Annotated in this window: 17 protein-coding genes and 2 tRNA genes; 9 read left to right on the top strand and 10 right to left on the bottom strand. The window is 51.4% G+C overall.

Features of this window, described 5'->3' with window-relative positions; genetic code table 11:
• Positions 1-24 precede the first annotated feature (24 nt).
• From HMPREF3052_RS06505 to recB, 5 genes are all read left to right on the top strand, one after another.
• Positions 25-351, top strand: coding sequence for a DUF4376 domain-containing protein (locus HMPREF3052_RS06505; RefSeq protein ID WP_053090877.1), 327 nt, complete (start codon positions 25-27; stop codon positions 349-351).
• A gap of 2 nt (positions 352-353) precedes the next feature.
• Positions 354-662, top strand: coding sequence for a hypothetical protein (locus HMPREF3052_RS12135; protein ID WP_308186868.1), 309 nt, complete (start codon positions 354-356; stop codon positions 660-662).
• Positions 663-689: 27 nt separating this feature from the next.
• On the top strand, positions 690-830 hold the full coding sequence (locus HMPREF3052_RS12130) for a hypothetical protein (RefSeq protein ID WP_308111178.1): 141 nt from the start codon (positions 690-692) through the stop codon (positions 828-830).
• A 433-nt stretch (positions 831-1263) separates the two neighbouring features.
• Positions 1264-1962, top strand: coding sequence for a hemagglutinin repeat-containing protein (locus HMPREF3052_RS06495; RefSeq protein ID WP_070749234.1), 699 nt, complete (start codon positions 1264-1266; stop codon positions 1960-1962).
• A gap of 145 nt (positions 1963-2107) precedes the next feature.
• On the top strand, positions 2108-5764 hold the full coding sequence (gene recB, locus HMPREF3052_RS06490) for an exodeoxyribonuclease V subunit beta (RefSeq protein WP_070749233.1): 3657 nt from the start codon (positions 2108-2110) through the stop codon (positions 5762-5764).
• Between the two features lie 137 nt (positions 5765-5901).
• Here the strand turns inward: recB and dinB are convergent, their stop codons facing one another.
• Complete coding sequence (gene dinB, locus HMPREF3052_RS06485; protein ID WP_070749232.1) at positions 5902-6960, bottom strand: DNA polymerase IV; 1059 nt, start codon at positions 6958-6960, stop codon at positions 5902-5904.
• 77 nt (positions 6961-7037) lie between these two features.
• On the bottom strand, positions 7038-8087 hold the full coding sequence (locus HMPREF3052_RS06480; RefSeq protein ID WP_210399510.1) for a sulfate ABC transporter substrate-binding protein: 1050 nt from the start codon (positions 8085-8087) through the stop codon (positions 7038-7040).
• A 387-nt stretch (positions 8088-8474) separates the two neighbouring features.
• Here HMPREF3052_RS06480 and HMPREF3052_RS06475 point away from each other — a divergent pair, with 387 nt between their 5' ends.
• Entirely contained in the window at positions 8475-9305 is an 831-nt protein-coding gene (locus HMPREF3052_RS06475) for a DUF4198 domain-containing protein (protein WP_070749230.1), read from the top strand.
• A 43-nt stretch (positions 9306-9348) separates the two neighbouring features.
• On the opposite strand, the gene HMPREF3052_RS06470 is transcribed toward HMPREF3052_RS06475, so the two are convergent.
• The 6 genes from HMPREF3052_RS06470 to HMPREF3052_RS06445 all read right to left on the bottom strand — a co-directional run bounded on the left by HMPREF3052_RS06470 (position 9349) and on the right by HMPREF3052_RS06445 (position 14999).
• Positions 9349-10200, bottom strand: coding sequence for a DUF5672 family protein (locus HMPREF3052_RS06470; RefSeq protein WP_070749229.1), 852 nt, complete (start codon positions 10198-10200; stop codon positions 9349-9351).
• Positions 10201-10237: 37 nt separating this feature from the next.
• Positions 10238-12847, bottom strand: coding sequence for a DNA mismatch repair protein MutS (gene mutS / locus HMPREF3052_RS06465; protein WP_070749228.1), 2610 nt, complete (start codon positions 12845-12847; stop codon positions 10238-10240).
• 88 nt (positions 12848-12935) lie between these two features.
• Complete coding sequence (panC, locus tag HMPREF3052_RS06460; RefSeq protein ID WP_070749227.1) at positions 12936-13772, bottom strand: pantoate--beta-alanine ligase; 837 nt, start codon at positions 13770-13772, stop codon at positions 12936-12938.
• A gap of 119 nt (positions 13773-13891) precedes the next feature.
• Positions 13892-14683 (bottom strand): 3-methyl-2-oxobutanoate hydroxymethyltransferase, encoded by a 792-nt coding sequence (panB, locus tag HMPREF3052_RS06455; protein WP_049329718.1) that lies wholly within the window; start codon positions 14681-14683, stop codon positions 13892-13894.
• A 128-nt stretch (positions 14684-14811) separates the two neighbouring features.
• A tRNA-Thr gene (locus tag HMPREF3052_RS06450) sits at positions 14812-14887 on the bottom strand.
• Between the two features lie 36 nt (positions 14888-14923).
• Positions 14924-14999, bottom strand: a tRNA-Thr gene (locus HMPREF3052_RS06445).
• A 215-nt stretch (positions 15000-15214) separates the two neighbouring features.
• On the opposite strand from HMPREF3052_RS06445, the gene HMPREF3052_RS06440 reads away from it, so the two are divergent.
• Positions 15215-16009: a polyamine aminopropyltransferase gene (locus HMPREF3052_RS06440; protein WP_049350624.1), complete on the top strand. Its 795-nt coding sequence runs from the start codon at positions 15215-15217 to the stop codon at positions 16007-16009.
• 39 nt (positions 16010-16048) lie between these two features.
• Positions 16049-16687: an alpha/beta hydrolase gene (locus HMPREF3052_RS06435; protein WP_003747207.1), complete on the top strand. Its 639-nt coding sequence runs from the start codon at positions 16049-16051 to the stop codon at positions 16685-16687.
• A 130-nt stretch (positions 16688-16817) separates the two neighbouring features.
• On the opposite strand, the gene HMPREF3052_RS06430 is transcribed toward HMPREF3052_RS06435, so the two are convergent.
• Together HMPREF3052_RS06430 and folB are read right to left on the bottom strand one after the other, a co-directional pair.
• Positions 16818-17354 (bottom strand): NUDIX hydrolase, encoded by a 537-nt coding sequence (locus HMPREF3052_RS06430; RefSeq protein ID WP_070749226.1) that lies wholly within the window; start codon positions 17352-17354, stop codon positions 16818-16820.
• Positions 17355-17427: 73 nt separating this feature from the next.
• Complete coding sequence (folB, locus tag HMPREF3052_RS06425) at positions 17428-17778, bottom strand: dihydroneopterin aldolase (protein WP_049329397.1); 351 nt, start codon at positions 17776-17778, stop codon at positions 17428-17430.
• 58 nt (positions 17779-17836) lie between these two features.
• Here folB and plsY point away from each other — a divergent pair, with 58 nt between their 5' ends.
• A complete protein-coding gene (plsY, locus tag HMPREF3052_RS06420) occupies positions 17837-18448 on the top strand; it encodes a glycerol-3-phosphate 1-O-acyltransferase PlsY (protein WP_070749225.1) in 612 nt (203 codons plus the stop codon).
• The last annotated feature ends 50 nt before the right edge of the window (positions 18449-18498 follow it).

The raw sequence follows: 18498 nt of genomic DNA, 5'->3' as shown, positions 1-18498 counted from the left end.
GTGTAAACATATACAAGCTGCCGTATGATTCCTGGGGTATTTGTCAAAAGCGTGGGTAAGTGGTTTCACACCAACGATGAGAGCTGCACCCAATACATCCTACTGCGCACCATGAAAGAGTTGCCGGTGGGGTTACGCTGGAAAACGATGGAAAACGATTTTGTCCTCATGACCCGCGAGCTACTGGATGAGATGACTACGCAGATGGTATTGGATGAACAGGCCGACTTTGCCAACGCCGAACGCCATAAAGCCGCCATGTTAAAGGCCGAAAATCCGCTGGAATACGATTATTCGGACGGCTGGACAGCTAACTACGAGCAGCCCGCCGCCGAGCTGGAGGAGGCGTAATCATGAAACCACGATACTACCTAGCTCTCTATAAAGGCCATCGGGGCGGCTCCGGCTGGCGCGTATGGTGTGCTCGAGCCACCGACTGGCTGACCCGCATTCTCACTCGTGGCCAATACAGCCACGCCGAGATTGCCTACGGCCCAGTCGAAGGCGGCGGGTACGACTGTATTTCATCTTCCGTGCGCGACGGCGGCGTGCGCGCCAAAACGATGCTGCTGCCCGCTGATAAGTGGGATCTAATCCCGTTGCCCGACAGCATCAATGAGCACGGCCAGCTCGACCGCCTATACCGCAATACCGTCAGCTAGCCCTACGACTGGTTCGGTGCCGTCGGCGTGGTATTCAAAACCCGCCAACGCGGCGACAAGTGGTTTTGCTCCGAGTGGTACGCCGCCGCATTGGGGCTGCCCGACTGCTGGCGCTGGTCGCCCAATGATCTTGCCACCATCGTGTCCGTCCTAAAAAGGCAGGCATGAAAAATCTCGCCACGCAGGCGGGGAATAAGAAAGATGAGACGGCGACGCGGCAGGTGCGGGAACACCCGCAGCGAACTGCCCGCCTATCTCGACCTCGTGGCCGAACTGCACCTGCCCGGCTGGGAGTGTTTTGCAGACAGCCAAACCTTTACTGTGAGCAGCACCATCAACCGCAATTCGAGCTACGACGACCACCTGATTTATAAGTTCTGTCGACAAGCGGCAAAGCAGTAGAAAACAAACAGGTCAACGAGTATTCCATTAAAGGCTACTCTGGCACCGAAACCAATAAAGAAAACAGCAGCGTGACTGCCAAAGCCGGTATCAAATTCATCGATACACCAAAGACGGTTCAAACGTTGATGTAAATGCCAACCTGAACGTCAACTACGCTGATGAAAACAAAAAAGAATCTACCGCCGTCAAAGGCGATATGAATGCGACCAATGTTGTCATCAACGCCAAAGACTCTGCTGAAATCGCATCCAACATTACTGCCAACAACGTCAACATTACCGCAGGCAACGGCGTAATCTTCACCGAGTCAGCCAATACTGCCTCCAACCAAGGTACAGCCGTTAATGTCGGTATCGGCGCAGGTGCGACAATCAATGTTGAAACCGGTGTTGCCGTTCCTCACGTCAATGGCTCTGTCGGCGTCAACAAAACCGATAACGCTTCTTCTACCGCCACAGGCGCGAATGTAGCGGCCGGCAACGATATTAAAATCAATGCCAACAACGGCGACGTCAACCTGCACGGTACCAACCTGGTATCCAACAACTCCGTTGAAGTAGAAGGCAACAAAGTCAATACTTCCGGCGCGATCAGCAGCGTTAACGAAAAAAATCTGACCGTCACTGTCAATGGCAGCTACGCTTCAGGCAAACCAAACGGCGGCATCAACGCCAAAGGTAAAAACGAAGCCAACGTAACCAATACGGCAAACACCATCCAAAGCGACAATGTTGTTATTACTACCGGCTCTCCAACCGGTTTGAGCGTCAACAATACGACCATCAACGGTAATAATGTTGCGTACTACTATGATGACAGTAAAGCTCCTGCAGCGAACCGTTATACCTACCGTCCTCGCCAACCAAGCTACGCCAAACGCCGTTTGCGCTACTAAGATGCGCTACTAAAATCATTTAGATAGCCATTAAGACATGCCGTCTGAAAACAGAAAGTTTTCAGACGGCATTTTTATCATCAATGCAAAACGACGCACTATCTCTGTTATGATAATGCCTCGCTAATATTATTCCGTTCCAACCATGTCTTCCGCCCTTCCTTTTGACGCGCTCACACTTTCCATCGACGGCACCAACCTCATCGAAGCTTCTGCCGGCACGGGTAAAACCTACGGCATTGCCGCACTCTTTACCCGACTGATTGTTTTAGAAAAAAAAGACATCGAGAAAATTCTGGTCGTTACCTTTACCAAAGCGGCGACGGCAGAACTGAAAACCCGTTTACGCGCGCGTTTGGACGAAGTGTTGCAGGTTTTGAACGAAATTCAAACTTTGGGCGGCGAGCCGGAACATATTTCAGACGGCCTGAACACATATTACGACAAAGAGAAAAAATCTCCCGATGACTTTCTCAATCGTTTGATTCCTTTGGCTTTAGGCGAGCAAGACGGTCAAGAAAGCTGCCATCGCCTGATTCTCCGCCTCAAAGCCGCGCTGAGCCAGTTTGACAACGCATCGATTTACACCATCCACGGCTTCTGTCAGCGCGTTTTGCGCGATTACGCGTTTTTGTGCGGTGCGCCTTTGGATGTCGAGCTGTCGGACGACTCGCGCGAGAGGCTGCTGATTCCTGCGCAGGACTTTTGGCGGCAGAAAGTGGCAACCGATACCACATTGGCACAATTGGTTTTTGACCGGAAATGCACGCCTGAAGAAATGCTTGCCGAAATCAAAAGCTATACCGGCCGCCCCTATCTGAAATTCAGACGGCCTGAAGGCAGTTTGAAAGAAGCCCAAGCCAACCTTCAAGAAACATGGCAAAAAGTTTGCGGTCAGTTGGAAGACTTGGAAAAAGCGTTTTGGACAATCTTGCCCAAACTTAATGGCCAGACCTACAAAAGAAATACCTTTGAAAATGTTTTTATCGATTTAAAAACAAACGCCGAATCCAGTCATCTGCCCCGCCTGAGCAAACAAACGCTAGGGAAATTAAGCCTCTTCAGTATCGACACGCTCAACAGCAAACTGAAAAAAGAATATAAAGCCGATGCCGATGCGCCGGAAATTATCCAGCTGCAAGCCTTGGCCAATCTCGGTCGTGATTTGCAGGCAATGGAAAGCGCGGAAGAAGCGGTCTTCATCCGCCTGCAACTCGACCTCCTTTCCTACATCAACCAATCTATTGCCGAACAAAAAAAATCACGCCGCGAGCGCGTGTTTGACGATTTGCTGCTGGATGTCCATCAGGCATTGACCACCAATGAACAGGGCAACACATTGGCAAAAGTGGCGGCGGCAAACTGGGAAATCGCGCTGATTGACGAATTCCAAGATACCGACCCGCTGCAATATGAAATTTTCCGCCAAATTTTTATCGAACAAGGCTGCCCGCTGTTTCTCGTTGGCGACCCCAAACAGGCGATTTACAGCTTTCGCGGTGCGGACATTTACGCCTATCTGCAAGCCGCGCAAGATGCGGACAGACATTACACCCTTGCCGTCAACTACCGCAGCCATGCCAAGCTGATCAATGGCATCAGCGCCTTGTTCAAACAAAAAAAACACCCCTTTGTATTGGAAAACATCGATTACAGCGATGTCTCCGCCAGCCGCGCCAAAAGCCGGCTGTCGCCACACCGCCCCGCCATCCAAGTGCGCTGGCTCAATACGGACGACCAAACCGGCAAAGAAATTTTGCGCGGCCGTGCCGCCGAATATTGCGCCGATGAAATTGCCTTTGCGCTCAATGAAGCAGCCGAAGGCCGTCTGAACTTCAAAGGCCGTGCATTGGAATCCGGCGATATTGCCGTCTTGGTACGCACCAACAACGAAGCGGCGATGATTGCCGGAAAACTGAAACAGCGCCGTATCCAAAGCGTGTTGCTGTCGCGCCAGTCCGTTTTCGATTCCGCCGAGGCAGACTCGCTGTCCGCGCTGATCGGCTTTTGGCTCAACCCAAGGCAAACCGACTGGCTGCGCTTTGTCTTAACTGGCGTTTTATTCGGCTATACCGCCAAAGAGATTTACGAACTCAACCACAACGAACACCAGCTACTGAAATGGCTGGAATCGTCTGCCGAAGCCATGGAAAAATGGCGTAAAGGCGGCATTTTTGCCGCCGTGCAGCAGTTTGCCGCCCTACATGACATCGAAACACGCCTGCTCAAAGGCGGCAACGAACGCAGCCTGACCAACTACTACCAAATTCTGGAGCTTTTGGCCGAAGAAGACAGCCAAAGCCGCAACCCTGCCGCCCTGCATAAATGGCTGAACGAACAAATCGGCCGTGCGCGCAGCGGCCATTTCCCGTCAGACGCGCAAACCATCCGTCTTGAAAGCGACGAAAAACTGGTCAAAATCGTTACCATGCACGCGTCGAAAGGTTTGCAATATCCTTTGGTGTACTGCCCCTTTGCATGGGATACCAAAGACAATTCCAAAGAAAACTGGAAAATCCTGCATAATGAAAACCACGAAACCGAGCTGCTGGCAACATCGCAAACCTCGGAAGCAGAACTAAGCCACCTTACCGATGAAAAGACGGCAGAAGATTTACGCCTGCTCTATGTCGCCCTTACCCGCGCCGAAGAACAGCTCAACATCTACGCTGCCGCCAACAAATACTGTACGCCAAACAATCCTTTTGCCTATCTGCTCGAAGGTTTGCCGGATGCCGACCGCGAAAGCGTCAACCAAAGCTATAAAAGCGCGACAGATGTTGTGGAAATGCTCAAGCTCAACTGGCAACGCTTTATCAAAAATGCGCCTGAAAATACGGAGTTTGCCTTCACGGAAGAAGCCCCGCCAGAAACCGTCTACCAATACAGCCGCCAGCAAGACCAAGCTTTTGGCGCACATAGCATCAAACGCCGCGATTTTGACTTTATCCGCCACACCAGCTTTACCGGTTTGAGCAGACACACCAAGTCAACCGACGAACAACACGAACCTTTGCAACCTGCCATCGACCCGGCAGAAAGCGCAGACCGTGCCATGCCGTCTGAAAACCTGCCGTCCCCACTTTCAGACGGCCTTGATATCCACCATTTCCCCCGCGGCACCAATGCCGGCGTATGTTTGCATGAAATGTTGGAAAAACTCGACTTCGCCGCCTCTGCCGAGAGCCAATCCGAAATGATTGCCGAAGTTTTACAACGCCACAGCTTTGAAGACAAATGGTTGCCAACGGTAAGTACCATGCTCGACACCTGCCGCCTGACGCCTTTAATCGGCGAGAGCCTGTCGCAGATTCCGCCAACCCGACGCCTGCCCGAAATGGGGTTCACCCTGTACATGGACGATTTCAAACTGGACGACTTGCGCCATTGGTTTGCCTCAAGCGAAGCAAACCTGCCGCCCGAATGCGTCCAAGCCGCGCAACTGCTTGATTTCCATGATTTGCAAGGCTATTTAAACGGCTTTATCGATATGGTTTGCCAAGATTCAGACGGCAATGTCGTTTTAATCGACTACAAATCCAACCATTTGGGCAACGATACAAGCGCGTACACGCAACAGGCGATGAACGAAGCCGTGGCGCATCATCACTACTACCTGCAAGCCCTGATCTACGCCGTTGCCATTGCGCGCTACTACGCCCTGCGCGGCAAGCCCTTGCCTAAAATCGCCATCCGCTACCTCTTCCTGCGCGGCATGGACGGCTCGGATCAAGGTATTTGGAAATGGGACATCGATACCGCCCTGCTTTCCACTTTTGTTGAACGAAAAACAAATTCTTGATAAATCATTTTGTTAAACCGTCAAAAAGGCCGTCTGAAACGTTTTCAGACGGCCTGTTTAAACGGCTGCTGATATGGTTATGGAACAATATTGTCCTGCGCCCAATCTTCAAACGGAAAGAATGCTTTTCTATTTCTTTATAACCAAAGCGTCTGCTGCTGGTTTTTCGGCAGCAAATGACTCACGCCGATACCGATCAGGCGGAAGGCGTCTTCGCGTTGCGGCGGTATGCGTTGCAACAAAGTATGCGCCGCCTGAAGCAGCGAGGTGCTGTCGGGCAAGACGGAAGAATACGTCAGCGAACGCGTGATAATGCGGAAATCGTGGGTTTTGAGTTTGAGGGTAACGCCTTTGGCTTCGACGTTTTTGCGTTCGATTTGCCGCCAAAGGTCTTCGGCAAGGTGCGGCAAATGGCTTGAAGCCTGCGCCAAAGACAAATCTTCGGGCAAGGTGATTTCGGTTGAGATTTGCAGGCGTTCGCGTTCGGCTTTGACCGGCCGCTCGTCGATACCGCGTGCCAAATCGTAAAGACGGTAGCCGTAGCGGCCGAAATGGTTTAAAAGTTCGCCGCGCTCAAAACGGCGTAAATCGCCGGCGGTCTGCATACCGAGGGTATTCATCTTTTTCAGCGTGACTTTGCCGACACCGGGAATTTTACCCAACGGCAGGCTCTCCAAAAACGTCATGATTTTTTGCGGCGGCAGCACAAACTGCCCGTTCGGCTTGCGCCAGTCGGAAGCGATTTTTGCCAAAAACTTATTGGGTGCGATGCCTGCGGAGGCTGTCAAACCGGTTTCTTCAAAAATTTCGGCACGAATGCGTTTGGCTACCTCGCTGGCGTACGGGATATTTTCAAAATTTCGGGTAACATCCAAATAAGCCTCGTCCAAAGACAAAGGCTCGATCAAATCGGTATAGCGCCGAAACACAGCATGAATCTGCGCCGACACTTGGCGGTACAAATCAAAATGCGGCGGCACAAACACCGCCTGCGGACACAGCCTTTTCGCTGTCGCCACCGACATCGCCGAGTGCAAACCGAATTTTCGCGCTTCATAAGAAGCGGCACAAATAACCGACCGCGTGCCGTCCCACGCCACAACGACGGGCAACCCTTTCAGGTGCGGCTGCTCGCGCAGTTCTACCGAAGCGTAGAATGCGTCCATATCGATATGGATGATTTTGCGTTGGGACATGGGAAAAGATGGATAAGAAAAAGGCTTATTGTAACAAAAGGCCGTCTGAAGTTTCAGACGGCCTCTATGTTTAAGCCTTATTTTTTACTGGAAAGCTGGTCAAACAATCCACCATCGGCAAAGAATTTTTTCATGATTTCTTCCCACGATCCAAATTTCTCATTCGGATTAAACGTGTCAATCTCAGGGAAGTCGGCTTTGTGTTTCGCCAATACTTCGGCATTGCGCGGACGCAGGTAAAGATTGGCGGCCAATTCTTGGGCTGGTTCGCTCCAGAGGTTTTGCAGATAGGCTTCGGCAGTGGCGCGTGTGCCTTTTTTGTCGACTACGCTGTCCACGACGGCAACCGGTGCTTCGGAAAGAATAGTGTAGCTTGGATAAACAATTTCAAATTGGTCTTGGGTCAGCTTTTTGCTGACGTAGTTGGCCTCATTTTCAAAGGTAACCAAGACATCGCCGATATTGCGTTGACTGAAGGTCGTCGTCGCCGCGCGGCCGCCGTTTTCAAACACAGGCGTGTTTTTCAGCAATGCGGCCACAAAATCTTTGGTTTTGCCTTCATCGCCGTTATTGACTTTCAAACCATAACCGTACGCACCCAAAAAGGCGTAGCGGCCGTTGCCGGTGGTTTTCGGGTTGGCCAAAACGATTTGCACGCCGTCTTTAGCCAAATCGCCCCAGTCTTGGATGTGTTTCGGATTACCTTTACGTACCAAGAAAACGACGTTGCTGGTATAAGGTACGGCATTGTCCGGCAGGCGTGTATTCCAATCAGCTTTGACCAAACCTTTTTTCACCAAAAGCTCGATATCGGAAGTCTGGTTCATGGTCACCACATCGGCAGCCAAACCGTTAGCGACAGCCAAAGCCTGCTTGCTGGAGCCGCCGTGCGACTGTTGGACTTCAACCGTCTGCCCGCCGTTTTTTGCGGCAAACTCTTTGACAAATAAAGGATTGTATTCTTTATAAAAATCGCGGGCGACATCGTAGGAGACGTTCAGCAATTTGACTTCGCCCCCCTTACCTCCGGCAGCTTGAGAGGCATTGTCGGCGGATTGTTCGGCTTTTGGCGAGCACGCGCTCAAAGCCAGCGCGGCGGTCAAAGCGGCAAAAGAAAGCGTACGGATATTCATGGTCGGCTCCTGTTAAAAATATGGGAGCACTTTATCGGGATTGGATGCAAACTGGAAATAATGTTTGCTTTCGCGTTTATCAGTTTTGGTTATATACAATCCGGGCGGAAGTTGGGAAAAAATGCCCACACAGATAAGCATTACGATAAATTATATATACATCAATCAGATAAAGATTAAAGCAGCTATTTATACAAGATAAACATACGTTGCAAACAGCATTGCCCAATACGTCAGGCCGTCTGAAAATCCAATATAAATAATTATTTATAATTAAAAAATCTAATCCTTTGTATTTACAAAAAATGCAAATAAGAGTAATGTTTCTACTCGCCAAAATACAAGGCCTTTCATTCAACAACAAAATGGAGTGTAGAAATTATGAAACAATGGATGCTTTTAGGATTGCTGGGATTGGGCGCAGTGGCGCAGGCGCACGATGTTTGGGTGGCCGCACCGACACATCAGCCTGCCGGCCAAATCCTGCATGCGGATTTAGGTTACAGCCATGACTTCCCCAATGTCGAAAAAATCGCCGACGACCGCGTGCATATTTTCAAGCCGCTGCAATTGACCGGCAGCTCAAAGAAAACCGTTGATTTGGTAAATAAAGGCGAAAACTATCAATACGTTTCTAAAGCCGCTTTGCCTGAAGGCTCCTACTGGGTCAGCGCAACCTACAAACCGACTTTCTGGTCGAAAAACCAAGACGGCTGGAAACAGCAAACCTTAAAACAGTTGGCCGGCGCAACCTATTGCGAACAATCGCAAATGTTCGGCAAAAGCTTTGTCCAAGTGGGCAACGGCGCAGTTGATGAAGCTGTATTGACCCGCCCTATCGGCCAAGAGCTGGAACTGGTTCCGCTGAAAAATCCGAACGAAGTCAAAGCCGGCGGTATTTTGCCGGTCAAAGTCCTGTACAAAGGCGAGCCTTTGGTTAAAGCCACCGTTACCGCCAGCTCGGACACTTTGGCCGAAATGGACTTGGAATCAACCCATGACCACCGCGAGCCTCAAGGCTTCTCCGGCAAAACCGATAAAAACGGCGTGGTCAATGTGATTACGTTGATTGACGGCTTGTGGAAAATCAAAGTGGTGAACGAGACCGATTACAGCGATAAAAGCGTATGCCAGCAGGACAAAGCTTATGCAACGCTGATCGTACCTGTCGGCACCAAACGCGCGGCTGCACGCCATGCCCATCAGCATTAACAACCATTAAAAAAGGCCGTCTGAACTTTCAGACGGCCTTAATTTATTCCCATTCATAACCCAAATTTCTAAAAAAACGGGAGTATGTTTCCAATCTATCCTCATTCAATTGGGCAAACCGGACACGATTGCAGCCGGTCAAGACCACATTGCCCATCCAGTGCGCCCCGAAGACGCGCTCTAAAGGGACATTCCTCATTTGATTGATAAACGGTACTTCTAAAGAAAATTGCGTAGCAATATTCGGAGGCGCAAATTTCAAACCCAAGTCCTGCAATCTATAACGGTGTTGCGCCGTCAAAAACATATCTTCGTGGTGCAGCTTTACCAGCCATTCCATATCGGCAATTTTTTCGTCTTTCGGCGGCAACGGCGGTCGGATTTCTACATTTAAGCCCAGTTGTCGCGGCATGGTTAAAAGCCGTCTGCTACGCAGGCTGAAACCGCCGTTCTGCGGCTCGTCCAAACTCGGAGAAGTCTGAATCAAATGTTGTTTGGCCAAATATTGGTCGGTTCCCTTCAGAAAAAACTGCCCGTCAGCTTCGGTTTCCAACAAAATCGGCAAAGGTGCGCCGATATAGTCATATTCCCGATAGGCATCCTGCCAGTTTTGACCGTTCAACACCCAGCCGTCATTTTGAACAATCAAACAATAATCAGTATTGATGTAATACATCAGTTGGTACAAAACAAACAGATTGTATTCCAGATAACCGAATTTCCGGCAAGGCTGATGTCGGATATTTTCCGGCAAACCTTGAGGACAGCTCGGGCTGATCAGCAATCCACGGCTTCCGGGCAATTCGGCACAGCTGCGGATAATGGCATACATCGTACCCTCGGTATAAGAATCTGCGCCGGTAATACCAACCACGGTAATGTCAGTAAAACTCATTAATATATTCCCCTGTTTCAGACGGCCTTTGAGCTATTTACGATGCCTTGTTGCAGATATCTTTCAAGCGATACAAAGCATCCAAGGCTTCGCGCGGCGTGAGGTTGTCGGGCTGAATTTGCGCCAAAGCTTCGACCAAGGCATCTGCTGGCGGATTGTCGGCACACTCAATCTCTTCCTCCTCTACCCTATTTTCAGACGGCATTATGCTGAAGATGTCCAACTGCGGGCGGACGGCGGCGGCTTGGGCTTCGAGTTCGTCCAGATGTTTTTGGGCGGCTTTGAGGGCGCGGTTGGGCAGACCTGCGAGTTTGGCAACGGCGATGCCGTAGCTTTTGCTGGCGGGGCCGGGTTCGATGTGGTGGAGGAAGACGATGTCTTGTCCTTGTTCGAGCGCGGAAAGGTGCATGTTGACTGCCGTTGCGTGGGCCTCGGGCAGCTTGGTCAGCTCGAAATAGTGGGTGGCGAAGAGGCTGAAGGATTTGTTTTTTTGCAGCAGGTGTTCGGCGATGGCGTGTGCGAGGGCTAGGCCGTCAAAGGTAGAGGTGCCGCGTCCGACTTCGTCCATGAGGACGAGGGATTGGTCGGTGGCGTGGTGGAGGATATAGGCGGTTTCGCTCATTTCGACCATGAAGGTGGAGCGGTTGGAGGCGAGGTCGTCGGATGCGCCGATGCGGGTGAAGATTTGGTCGATGGGGCCGATTTGGGCGGCATCGGCGGGGACGAAGCTGCCGGTGTGCGCCATGAGGACGATGTGGGCGACTTGGCGCATGTAGGTGGATTTGCCGCCCATGTTGGGGCCGGTCAGGAGCATGAGGCGGTGTTTGTGGTCGAGGCGGGTGTGGTTGGCGGTGAAGTGGCGCACTTGTTGCTCGACGACGGGATGGCGGCCGTTTTCAATATGGATGACGGGGTAGTCGGCGAACTCGGGGCAGACGAAGCCGCGTTCGGCGGCGGTGGCGGCGAAGGTGGAGAGTACGTCGAGGGCGGCAGCGGCTTTGGCGGCTTTTTGAAGCTGGGGCAGGGTCGTCTGAATGTCTTTGAGGAGGGCTTCAAACAGGCGTTTTTCCAATGCCAATGCTTGCTCTTGCGCGGTCAGGACTTTGTCTTCGAAGGTTTTGAGTTCGGGGGTGATGAAGCGTTCGGCGTTTTTCAGGGTCTGGCGGCGTTGGTAGTCGGCGGGGGCTTGTTCGGCTTGAACTTTGGAAAGCTCAATGTAGAAACCGTGGACGCGGTTGAACTCGACTTTGAGGGTGGAGAGGCCAGTGCGTTCGCGTTCGCGCGCTTCGAGGTCAAGCAGGAATTCGTCGCCGTGGTTTTGGATGTGGCGCAACTCGTCGAGTTCTGTGGAATAGCCTTGGTTGATGACACCGCCGTCTTTGAGCCAGACGGCGGGTTCGGGCATCACGGCGGCTTTAAGGGTTTCGGCGACGGGCAGGGTTTCGGGGAAAACGGCTTTGAGGGTTTCCAACAGGCTGCTGCCCTCGGCGGACAATTCGATTTCGGATAGGGCAAACAGGCTGTCGCGCAGGGCGGCGAGGTCGCGCGGGCGGGCGTTGCCGACGGCGATGCGGGCGGCGATGCGTTCGATGTCTGCGATGTTTTTCAGACGGCCTTGCAGGGTTTCGTATTGCGAACCCAGCGCGGCAACGGCTTCTTGGCGGGCGCGGATGTGGGCGCGGCTGCGTAAGGGGTGGTGCAGCCAGAGTGCCAAGAGGCGGCTGCCCATGTGGGTAGCGCAACCGTCTAGTATGGAAAACAGGGTCGGCGATTTTTTGCCGGAGAGGGTTTGCGTGATTTCGAGATTGCGGCGCGTGGCGGCGTCCATGCCGATATATTGGCTGTCGGTTTCGAGCGAAATGCCGTCGAGGTGTTGCGGCATCAGGTTTTGCGTCAGGCGGATGTAGTTCAACAGCGCGCCCGCCGCGCCGACGGCGGCTTCGTGTTCCTTGCCGTCCAAACCGAAGCCGTGCAGGTCTTGGCAGCCGAAGTATTCGGTCAGCAGTTTCGCGCCCGCATCGGCGGCAAACTGCCATGAATTCAGGCGCGTGATGTTGGCGGAGGTCGTACCACGGGCAGGCTGCGCACTCTGAAAACCATTAGGCAGGCTTTTGCCTTCGGGCAACAGGATTTCCGCCGCCTGCAAACGCGCCAGCTCGTCGGCGAGCTTGTCCGCCGTCGTCAGCTTGGTTTTGAATTCGCCGCTTTGCAAAGATGCCCACGCGATGGCGATGTGTTTTTTATCCGCGTTCACCGCCGCGATGCGGTTGGTTTCCTTGTCTTCCAAAAATGCCGCGTCGGTCAGCGTGCCGGGCGTAACGATGCGCACGACTTTGCGCTCCACCGGCCCTTTGCCCGCGCCGACTTCTCCCACCTGCTCGCACACCGCCACGCTTTTGCCCATCTTCACCAGCCGCGCCAGATACTGCTCCGCCGCATGAAACGGCACGCCCGCCATCTTAATCGGCACGCCGTCCATCTGCCCGCGCGTGGTCAGGGTGATGTCCAACAGCTTCGCCGCTTCCACCGCGTCATCCAAAAACAGCTCGTAAAAATCGCCCATGCGGTAAAACACCAGCTTGTCGGCGTGTTGCGATTTGATGGCAAGATACTGCTGCATCATCGGAGAAACAGTGGGTTTGGACATGGAAAAGCCTTAGAAACGCAAAAGCGTTATTGTAACAAAAGGCCGTCTGAAAAACAGGTTTCAGACGGCCTTTAACAGCAGCTTGGGTTTAAGCCAAAGCCACTTCCAAATTATCAATCAGTCGCGTTGTACCCAGACGGGCGGCGGCAAGCACCACCAATTCTTTATCGCCAACATGAGCCACTGCCAAGCTGTGTGCATGGCGGATTTCAACGTAATCAACCACCCAGCCGGCATCGGTCAAACGGCGGATACATTCGGCTTCAAGCTGGGCGTAATCCAGATTGCCGTTTTTCAGGGCAGCGGCAATATTTTGCAACTCTTGATAGAGGCGCGGCGCTTCTGCGCGTTCTGCTTCGCTCAAATATTGGTTGCGGCTGGAAAGTGCCAGGCCGTCTGAAGCGCGGCCGGTGTCGACAGGAACAATGTCGATATTGAAGTTCAAATCTTCAACAAAGCCTTTGATAATCGCCAGCTGCTGATAGTCTTTTTTGCCGAAGCAGGCAGTATCGGGTTGAACAATGTTGAACAACTTGGTTACAACGGTCGCCACGCCGCGGAAATGGCCCGGACGGAATTTGCCGCACAATTCGTTTTGCAAGTGCGGAGGCTCGACATTGAAACGCTGTTCCACATTCGGATACAGCTCTTTTTCATCAGGTGCGAACACGACGGCAACACCCTCGCCTGCCAATTTGTCGGCATCTTGTTGCAAAGTGCGCGGATATTTGTCGAAATCTTCGCCTTGTCCGAATTGCAGGCGGTTGACAAAAATACTGACCACAACATTATCGGCACGTTTTTTTGCTTCGCGCACCAGCGCAAGATGGCCTTCGTGCAAATTGCCCATGGTCGGCACAAATGCCACTTTTCCGGCAGTTTTGCGCCACTCGCGCAATTCTTTAATCGTATGAATGATTTGCATGGTTTGAAAAATCCTTTATCTTTTCCGCCGTTTCATCAACGGAAATCACGCGCCGATTATACGCTTTTATTCATCAAAAAGGCCGTCTGAAATAAGTTTCAGACGGCCTGTTTTTTATTTTATCCGGCAAACGTATGTTCGACAGATGGGAACGTTTTTGCTTTGACTTCGTCCACATAGGCTTTGACCGCAGCTTGAACGCTGTCTTTGCCCTGCATAAAGTTTTTCACGAATTTGGCGGTTTTACCAGGAAAAATGCCGAGCATATCGTGCATCACCAAAACCTGACCGTCGCAATCCACGCCTGCGCCAATACCGATGGTCGGGCAAGAAACTGTCTCAGTCACTTTTTTCGCCAACTCTGCAGGAACGCATTCCATCAATACGATTGCTGCACCTGCCGCATCATGCGCTTTAGCATCGTTGAGCAACGCTTCTGCCTTGTCGCCGCGGCCTTGAACTTTATAGCCGCCAAATGCAAACACGGATTGCGGAGTCAGGCCGATGTGGGCGCAAACAGGGATACCGCGCATTTGCAAAAATTCAGTGGTCTCCGCCATCCAGACACCGCCTTCGAGCTTGACCATATGTGCGCCGGCCGCCATCAACTCTGCCGCTGCCGCAAATGCCTGCTCTTTGCTCTGCTGATACGCGCCAAACGGCAAGTCGCTGACAATCATGGCATTTTTAGCACCTCGAGCCACACATTCAGTGTGGTAGCACATATCCTGCAAGCTCACCGGCAAAGTGGACTGACGACCTTGCACCGCCATACCTAAAGAATCGCCTACCAGCAATACATCCACGCCGGCATTGTCCATCAGCGCGGCAAAGCTGGATTCATAAGCGGTCAGCATGGCGATTTTTTCGCCCTCTGCTTTCATTTTTTGCAAAGTGTTTACGGTAATCATGGTGTTTTGTGTGTTCCGCCCGACGGACAGCCCTTTGTTGTAATGGAAACGCGGTATTATAAGGTCTGCTTTTAAAATATCAAAGCATAAGCAAAAAGCCCGACTGCTTTCACAATCGGGCTTTTAATTGGTGCCGGCACCAAGAGTCGAACTCGGGACCCCCTGATTACAAGTCAGGTGCTCTACCAACTGAGCTATACCGGCTTACTGAAATGCCTTGCAGCACCATCAGTCTTTAACTGGTGCCGGCACCAAGAGTCGAACTCGGGACCCCCTGATTACAAGTCAGGTGCTCTACCAACTGAGCTATACCGGCAAGGAAGTCGGCATTATGCCGATAAGTTCCCATCTTGGCAAGCATTTTAAAACAAAGTTACTCACGAAATTATAAAAACCAATGATTTTAAAGAAAATTAAATACCTGCCTTATCTTTTCATCCAACACACTCAAAGGCCGTCTGAAAACCACCCCAGCGCAAAACATCATTGTTTCTGTTAAAATAACGCCTTTAATATCTTTTGCCTGCACCCATGCCACCCCGCCATCCTTACCGCCGCCTGCGCCCAGCCAAATCTCATCTGCCCGAAGTCGGCATTTCCGAAGAAGGCAATATCCGTTCCCTGCACTTGGGCAGCGACACCATTCAAAGCTCCATGAATGTCGATCATCCGTCCGAGCTGGTGTTGTCGTACAGCCGCGCCATGATGGGTTGGCTGCTGTTTGCAGAAACTCCGCCCAAACACATCACCCAAATCGGCTTGGGCGGCGGCTCGTTTGCCCGTTGGATAGACAGCTATCTACCCCACACCAAGCAAACCGCCGTGGACATCAATCCTCAAGTCATCGCCGTAGCGCGCAGCCTGTTTGAATTACCGCACGAAGGCGAAAATTTTGAAATTATCGAGGCAGATGGCGCGGAATATATTAAAGTGTTCCGCCACAATACCGATGTAATTTTGGTAGATGGTTTTGACGGCGAACAGATTATCGATGCTTTGGTAGAAGAACCCTTCTTCCAAGACTGCCGCAACGCCCTCTCTCCAGACGGCGTATTTGTCACCAACTGGTGGAGTGGCGACCAGCGTTATCAACGCTTTGTCGAACGCCTGCTCAATGTTTTTGACGGCCGCGTACTCGAACTGCCTGCCGAAAGCCACGGCAACGTAGCGGTCATGGCATTCCAAAGTAGCCCTAAAGAGCAAAATATCGACAACTTAAAAAAACGTGCCGAAAAATTAAGCGAGAAATACGGCTTGGACTTCAAACGGATGCTTGCTGATTTGAAAGCCAACAATCAAAACAATGGCAAGAATTTTTATCTGTAAATCGTTTCAGGCCGTCTGAAAACAAACAAGGACACACTCATGCTCAAACCCGACATCATTCAAATCCCCGGTCCGGCCGGTTTGCTGGAAACCATCTACCTGCCAAGCACACAAGAATCCGCCCGCGGCGTTGCCGTCATCAACCACCCCAATCCCCTGCAAGGCGGCACCAACACCAACAAAGTCATCCAAACCGCCGCCAAAGCCCTCAGCCAACTCGGCTTCCATTGCTACCTGCCCAATTTGCGCGGCGTAGGCAATAGCGAAGGCGAACACGACTACGGCCGCGGCGAAACGCAAGACTGCATTGCCGTTATCGACTATGCTCGCGCGCAACATCCTGACGCGCCACAATTCGTCTTGGCCGGTTTCTCATTCGGCGGCTACGTTTCCACCTTTGCCGCACAAGCGCGCACGCCTGATTTACTGTTGCTGATGGGCGCCGCCGTCCATCACTACACCGACCGCCCGGAACCATCCAACGTTCCCGATGTCGCCAAAACATTGATGATTCATGGCGCGGAAGACGAAGTCGTCGAAATCAACAAAGCCCTGACATGGGCAGAACCACAAGGCCTGCCTGTTGTCACCATTGCCGGTTCATCCCACTTCTTCCACGGCAAACTCATCGTTTTACGCGATACGATTACACGGTTTGCACCGGCTTTATTAGGTTAAAATCTGGCTACAAAATAAAACAAGGCCGTCTGAACGCTTTTTCAGACGGCCTTGTTTGTATGAAACCTTTATTATCTAAATATCAGGCTCAAGTATTCAAAAATCCATCAAGGATTTTCTGCTTAACATATCAATTCTGAGTCAACCAATACTGCAGACCAATCAAAGTCTTACCATCTTTGATTTCATCGTTTGCCAATGCATTGCGCACCTCGTCCTTGCTCATCAGGACGGTTTCTGTAATTTCATCTTCATCATTGCTCAACTCGCTGCCCAAACACACGCCTTGCGCTTGGTAGAGATACATTTTTTCATCGCAAAAACCGACTGCAGTGTAAAAGGAGTACAACAGTTTGACGCTGTCGGCGACATATGGCGTTTCTTCCGCCAACTCACGCAAAGCGCATTCGGCAGGATCTTCGTCCGCCATATCCAATTTACCCGCCGGCAATTCCAACGTCGCCTGATCGGCAGCATAACGCCATTGGCGTACCAAAACAACTTTACCGTCTTCCGTTTCAGCCAACACACACGCAGCACCCGGATGACGGATCACAACCCGTTGGCTTTCGTTGCCGTTGGGCAGGCGCACCCGATCGCGGCTGATGGTAACAAAAGAACCTTCGTAGATTAGCTCACTGCTTAATTTAGTTTCTTTCAAATCCATTTTTTACCTCATTTCCATATTATTAAATATTAAAGGCCGTCTGAAATCCTTTTTCAGACGGCATAGATAAGCCTTATTCCCGAGTACGTTCAATCTCAATACCGACCTGCGCAACATCTGGCAAGATACCCGGCTTCACAATACGGACACGCACTTTGGCCGCACCAAAATCATTTAAAATTAATTGGGCGATATATTCCGCCAAAGTTTCCAGCAGTAAAAAATCCTGTTCGGCAAGGCTGCGGCGTACAACTTCGCATACTTCGCCATAATGAATGGTGTCGCCGATATCGTCGCTCGTGCCGGTACGCTCGGGAACACTGATTTCCAAATCCAAAATCAAAGTCTGTTTACGCTCGCGCTCCCAATCATATACACCGATTAAAGTATCGGCCTTCATGCCGTACAAAAAGATTTTATCCATTTGCCTGTCCGTTTTTTTTGATAGAATAACCGTTCCCATTTTAAGTAAAGCACCCAAAATGTTCAATGTACTCGCCATTATTGCCGCCTATCTTATCGGCTCCCTGTCTTTTGCCGTCATCGTATCAAAATATTACGGCATGGACGATCCGCGCACTTACGGCTCCGGCAACCCCGGTGCCACCAACGTCTTGCGCAGCGGTAAGAAAAAAGCAGCCGCACTGACCCTGCTCGGCGATGCAGTAAAAGGCTTGATTGCCGTCATCTTGGCGCGCTGTCTGCAAGACACTTTAAATTTGTCTGATGCAACGATAGCACTGGTTGCCATCGCCGCATTGGTCGGCCATATGTGGCCAATATTTTTCAATTTTAAAGGCGGCAAAGGCGTAGCCACCGCATTGGGCGTCTTACTCGCCCTCTCTCCTGCAACCGCCCTACTCTGCGCCTTGATTTGGCTGGTCATGGCATTCGGTTTCAAAGTCTCCTCATTCGCCGCACTGGTCGCCACCGTCTGCGCACCCATCTTCGCCTTCTTCATGATGCTGCACGCCTCTTGGGCATGGGCAACCGTATTCATTGCCGCATTGGTGTTGTACCGCCATAAAAGCAATATTAAAAACCTGATTCAAGGTAAAGAAAGCAAAATCGGGGATAAAGCCGGGAAATCTTAAAAACATAAATACAATCAATAAAAGGCCGTCTGAAAGTATATTTTTCAGAC

The organism is Neisseria sp. HMSC056A03 (assembly GCF_001815685.1).
In the GTDB taxonomy this organism is placed as follows: Bacteria; Pseudomonadota; Gammaproteobacteria; order Burkholderiales; family Neisseriaceae; genus Neisseria; species Neisseria subflava.
The sequence above is the reverse complement of the archived record's forward strand: the minus strand, read 5'-3'. Positions and strand labels throughout refer to the sequence as shown.